We start from the raw sequence: 4,679 nt of genomic DNA on the forward strand, positions 1-4,679 counted from the left end.
TCGCGAAATTTCGCAGTCGCGACGCCAGAGACCGAGGGTTAGATCATGCCTAGCATTCACCTTCCGGCCGCCCGCTAGCGGACCCTGGTCAGGTTCCGCGAAGGTGGGCGCAGACATGCTGGGCTCGTCAGGATCAAACTGCACTATGAGGCGGCGGTTCATACCGCGCCAGGGGAGCGAATGGACAGCGAGGAGCCTCCGAACGTTCGGGTCGCCTGCTCGGGTGATATCGACGAGGTTGTGCGGCTGATGCACGACGCTGCGGCGTGGATGTCCGCCAAGGGAACGCCCGCCTGGGACGTCGCGCGGATCGACCGGACATTCGCGGAGACCTTCGTCCTGAGATCCGAGCTCCTAGTCGCGAGTTGCAGCGACGGCATCGTCGGCTGTTGCACCTTGTCGGCCGAGGATCCCGAGTTCTGGCCCGACGCCCTCAAGGGGGAGGCCGCATATCTGCACAAGCTCGCGGTGCGACGGACACATGCGGGCCGGGGTGTCAGCTCCGCGCTGATCGAGGCTTGCCGCCATGCCGCGCGAACGCAGGGGTGCGCCAAGCTGCGGCTCGACTGCCACCCGAACCTGCGTGGCCTATACGAGCGGCTCGGATTCACCCACGTCGACACTTTCAATCCCGGCTGGGATCCAACCTTCATCGCAGAACGCCTAGAACTCGAAATCTAACGTCCGTTCGGGCATCGAGGTCCATGTCGGGGTGGGACGGGCCCGTGGCTTCAAGATCACTTGCAGTCCGACCGCGATGTCTTGGTTGCGCGAGAGGTTGTCGATATCCTCCACTTCCATCATCAACCCTGGATAATGCCGCCGCCGTCATCGCCGCCGACGCCCGTGCCGGGCTTTTCGGGCCTGTCAGGCTTGCTCGGCCTTCAGCCTGCCTGGGCGAGATCTCCGGCGGACGGATTAACGGCGGAGCTTCGCCGCCTTTCGTGCGTGTGAAGGCCGAAGATAGTTCTCTCAAAAACATCCGTTTATGAGAGATACCAAATGTCATTTTCAGAAGACGACTGCACCAGTTGATTGGGCGTAATGGCTGTTGTGCAGCCAGCTCCTGACAGTTCAATATCAGAAGTGATCTGCACCAATCTCGACTATGCTCAATACTCGTGTGGGCTCTGTTGCAAAAATCGTGAAGCTTGAGCATGCTTGGCGGAGATTGGACGGACGGAACGATGACGGATTTCAAGTGGCGCCATTTCCAGGGTGATGTGATCCTGTGGGCGGTGCGCTGGTATTGTCGCTATCCGATCAGCTATCGCGACCTTGAGGAAATGCTGGCGGAACGCGGCATTTCGGTCGACCATACGACGATCTATCGCTGGGTCCAGTGCTACGCCCCGGAGATGGAGAAGCGGCTGCGCTGGTTCTGGCGGCGTGGCTTTGATCCGAGCTGGCGCCTGGATGAAACCTACGTCAAGGTGCGGGGCAAGTGGACCTACCTGTACCGGGCAGTCGACAAGCGGGGCGACACGATCGATTTCTACCTGTCGCCGACCCGCAGCGCCAAGGCAGCGAAGCGGTTCCTGGGCAAGGCCCTGCGAGGCCTGAAGCACTGGGAAAAGCCTGCCACGCTCAATACCGACAAAGCGCCGAGCTATGGTGCAGCGATCACCGAATTGAAGCGCGAAGGAAAGCTGGACCGGGAGACGGCCCACCGGCAGGTGAAGTATCTCAATAACGTGATCGAGGCCGATCACGGAAAGCTCAAGATACTGATCAAGCCGGTGCGCGGTTTCAAATCGATCCCCACGGCCTATGCCACGATCAAGGGATTCGAAGTCATGCGAGCCCTGCGCAAAGGACAGGCTCGCCCCTGGTGCCTGCAGCCCGGCATCAGGGGCGAGGTGCGCCTTGTGGAGAGAGCTTTTGGCATTGGGCCCTCGGCGCTGACGGAGGCCATGGGCATGCTCAACCACCATTTCGCAGCAGCCGCCTGATCGGCGCAGAGCGACAGCCTACCTCTGACTGCCGCCAATCTTTGCAACAGAGCCTCCGTCGCCATGCTCACCTCGCTTTGGTGCACACGAGTATTGAGCATAGTCGAGATTGGTGCAGATCACTTCTGATATTGAACTGTCAGGAGCTGGCTGCACAACAGCCATTACGCCCAATCAACTGGTGCAGTCGTCTTCTGAAAATGACAGCCACCTCCCCGATCCTGCCGCTTTTCACGTAAAATAACCCGTCAAAATATCAAGGAAAGAAAAGGCGCGTTTTTTGGAGGTTACATGCTGATAGGTTACGCCAGGGTATCAAGGGACAAGCAAGAAACGGCGCTGCAACTGGACGCCCTGGACAAGGCCGGGTGTCAGCGCGTTTACGTTGAGAAGCTATCAGGGGCCAGCACAGAACGCCCAGAGCTTGAACGGTGCCTAGATACCTTGAGGGAAGGGGATACGTTGATTGTGTGGCACTTAGACCGACTGGGAAGGAGCATCAAAGACCTGATCGAGATAGTCAGCTCGTTGAAGCGCCAGGGGATCGGGTTCCGCTCCCTAACCCAATCAGACATAGACACCACAACGGCGAACGGGGCTCTAGTGTTCCATGTGTTTGCGGCCTTGGCTGAATACGAACGCGCACGACTGCAAGAGCGCACACGGGCCGGGTTGGAGGCAGCAAGGGCAAGAGGGCGACGCGGTGGGCGACCCTTGGCCATGTCAGATGAAGACGCCAGGAAGGCAAGGGCCATGCTGTCGGATGTAGAGATAACGAAAGCTGAAGTTGCAAAACACTTTGGGGTTCTAGGGATTTTCCCCTCTAAAGTAACATAAATCGCCACAACCCTCGCAGTTAATGGCTTGTGGAGCTGGGTTACCTTTCATTTTAGACTTCATTTTCAACAATAGGCCTAGTTATTTCCTGTAAATCAGGTAGTTTGCGGTTACTAGCGAACTGATAAGTGCCGCTCAGATTAATGTTCTGCCATGCAACGGGTGATACTTGTCGAGTTATTGCTGCTTTTTCCTCGTCACCAACTTCTTCAAAGTGCAGTAATAGATGACTTAGGATCATCGAGTTAAAGTAGATAATAGCATTTGCCGTCAAACGGGCACACTCGTTCCAGACGACTATTTCTGATTCGTTTTTTCCACGGAACTGGTCACGATTGACCGATGCAATAGCTCGCCTGAGGAAATGCCAGGCTTCGCCTCGGTTCAGTGCTCGTTGAACATATTGGCGCAGACTTGCATCATCAATATAATCAAGTAAATATTGGGCTTTGATGAGCCTATTATATTCCGTTAATGCTTGTAATATAGGGTGTCTAGATGGATAACCAGATAATTTGCGTACTAGCAATGCCTGTGTTGTGCGTTTTTCTTGAAGGGATAACACAATACGCTGAATATCCTGCCAGCCTTCTTCAATCACATTCATTTTTATCGGCTTTTTCAGCGCCAGATGCGTGTTTCCGTCGTCGCTTTCAGTTACGTTAAATAGGTCATTGATCACACTGGTGAACTGAGCATACCTAGGCGCAAAACTATAACCGCATAAATCCAATAAGGCATAATTAACATGATTAACACCATGGGTGTCGGTTGAGAGGACATCTGGCTTAAGATCACTAGTATTAGATTGTAGTAAGTCGTAAATATAATGGGACTCATGCTCATTAGATCCTATGATACGGGCATTTAACGCACTATGATTGGCAACTAACGTCATGGCCGTAATACCTTTGTTGGTGCCGAAGTATTTCGAGGAGTAGCGAGTTTTAAAAGTCTCAAGGTGAGTTTCAAATTTTTGCCCATCGGTACTGGCGTGCAGGACGTCTTCTTGGATGTGATAGTGGCGGAAAATAGGGAGTGCCGCTACTGCGTTATTGATGATATCACTAGCCTCTTGCAAGGTTTCAGGCCTAATATAATTAGCTTGTATAGTGCTTAGATGCTCATAACTGCGATCAGATATTTGTGCCATCCCATATACGCCGCGATGTGTCGCATTCGCAATTAGAATAGCCAATAAATCATCCTGATTGGCGCCTACTTGTTTTTGTATTGGCAGCACGTGTGCGAAGCATTGCATAAAGTTGGTTTCTTGTTCAACATAACGCAACACATCAGCAATACTGACGGGGATCATTTGTTTAAAGAAAGGGTTGTTGACAAGTGATTGGGAGCCTTTAACTGGCAGTCGCCATCGTGTGCCACTTCGGCTCTTCATGATCACATTGCGGTTATCACCATTATCAATGTGACGAGCAACATCTTCTAGGGATGTTGTTAAGCGTATTTGTTTTACTTGCAGTAGCTTCTGAATCGGCTGCTTTAGCTTTTCCAATGTTGATGATGCCAATAGATCAGGCTGTATTGACGATGCAATTAAGTCGTCTTCTAGCGCACGATATTTAGTGACGTTTGATAAGTAAATTCGACCATTAAGCCGAGAAGCCAGTTGACGGTAAAGCAACCATTCGTATCGCTGTGGATGAACAACATCCTTGTTAATTAACCATGGACGATGTTTTTGTTGGATAAGTGTACTATCCATTGTTTGCAATGTATTACCTGCTAATAGTTCTGTTTTTGTGGTTTTGAGCTGGGTCACTAATGCTTCTGAGCCTTTACCTGCTTGGCACTGAGGGATCCCCTCATAATTTCCCCAAAGCGCAACCATGTTTGAATAGATTTTGAGCAAGCAGGATTGCAGCTACG

3 protein-coding genes and 1 pseudogene are annotated in these 4,679 nt (G+C 52.3%); 3 read left to right on the plus strand and 1 reads right to left on the minus strand.

Annotated elements, in window-relative coordinates; genetic code table 11:
• Window positions 1-180: 180 nt before the first annotated feature.
• From R7R24_RS24035 to R7R24_RS24055, 3 genes are all read left to right on the plus strand, one after another.
• Complete coding sequence (locus R7R24_RS24035) at window positions 181-681, plus strand: GNAT family N-acetyltransferase (RefSeq protein ID WP_000376623.1); 501 nt, start codon at window positions 181-183, stop codon at window positions 679-681.
• Window positions 682-1,187: 506 nt separating this feature from the next.
• Window positions 1,188-1,952 carry an IS6-like element IS6100 family transposase gene (locus R7R24_RS24045; RefSeq protein ID WP_001389365.1) on the plus strand — a complete coding sequence of 255 codons (765 nt, stop codon included), beginning with the start codon at window positions 1,188-1,190 and terminating at the stop codon, window positions 1,950-1,952.
• 291 nt (window positions 1,953-2,243) lie between these two features.
• Window positions 2,244-2,789, plus strand: a complete 546-nt coding sequence (locus R7R24_RS24055; RefSeq protein ID WP_109376060.1) for a recombinase family protein — start codon at window positions 2,244-2,246, stop codon at window positions 2,787-2,789.
• A gap of 52 nt (window positions 2,790-2,841) precedes the next feature.
• On the opposite strand, the pseudogene R7R24_RS24060 reads toward R7R24_RS24055, so the two are convergent.
• A pseudogene (locus R7R24_RS24060) lies at window positions 2,842-4,605 on the minus strand (Tn3-like element ISKox2 family transposase); the annotation flags it as partial.
• Window positions 4,606-4,679 lie beyond the last annotated feature (74 nt).

Source organism: Vibrio sp. 704 (assembly GCF_033339295.1).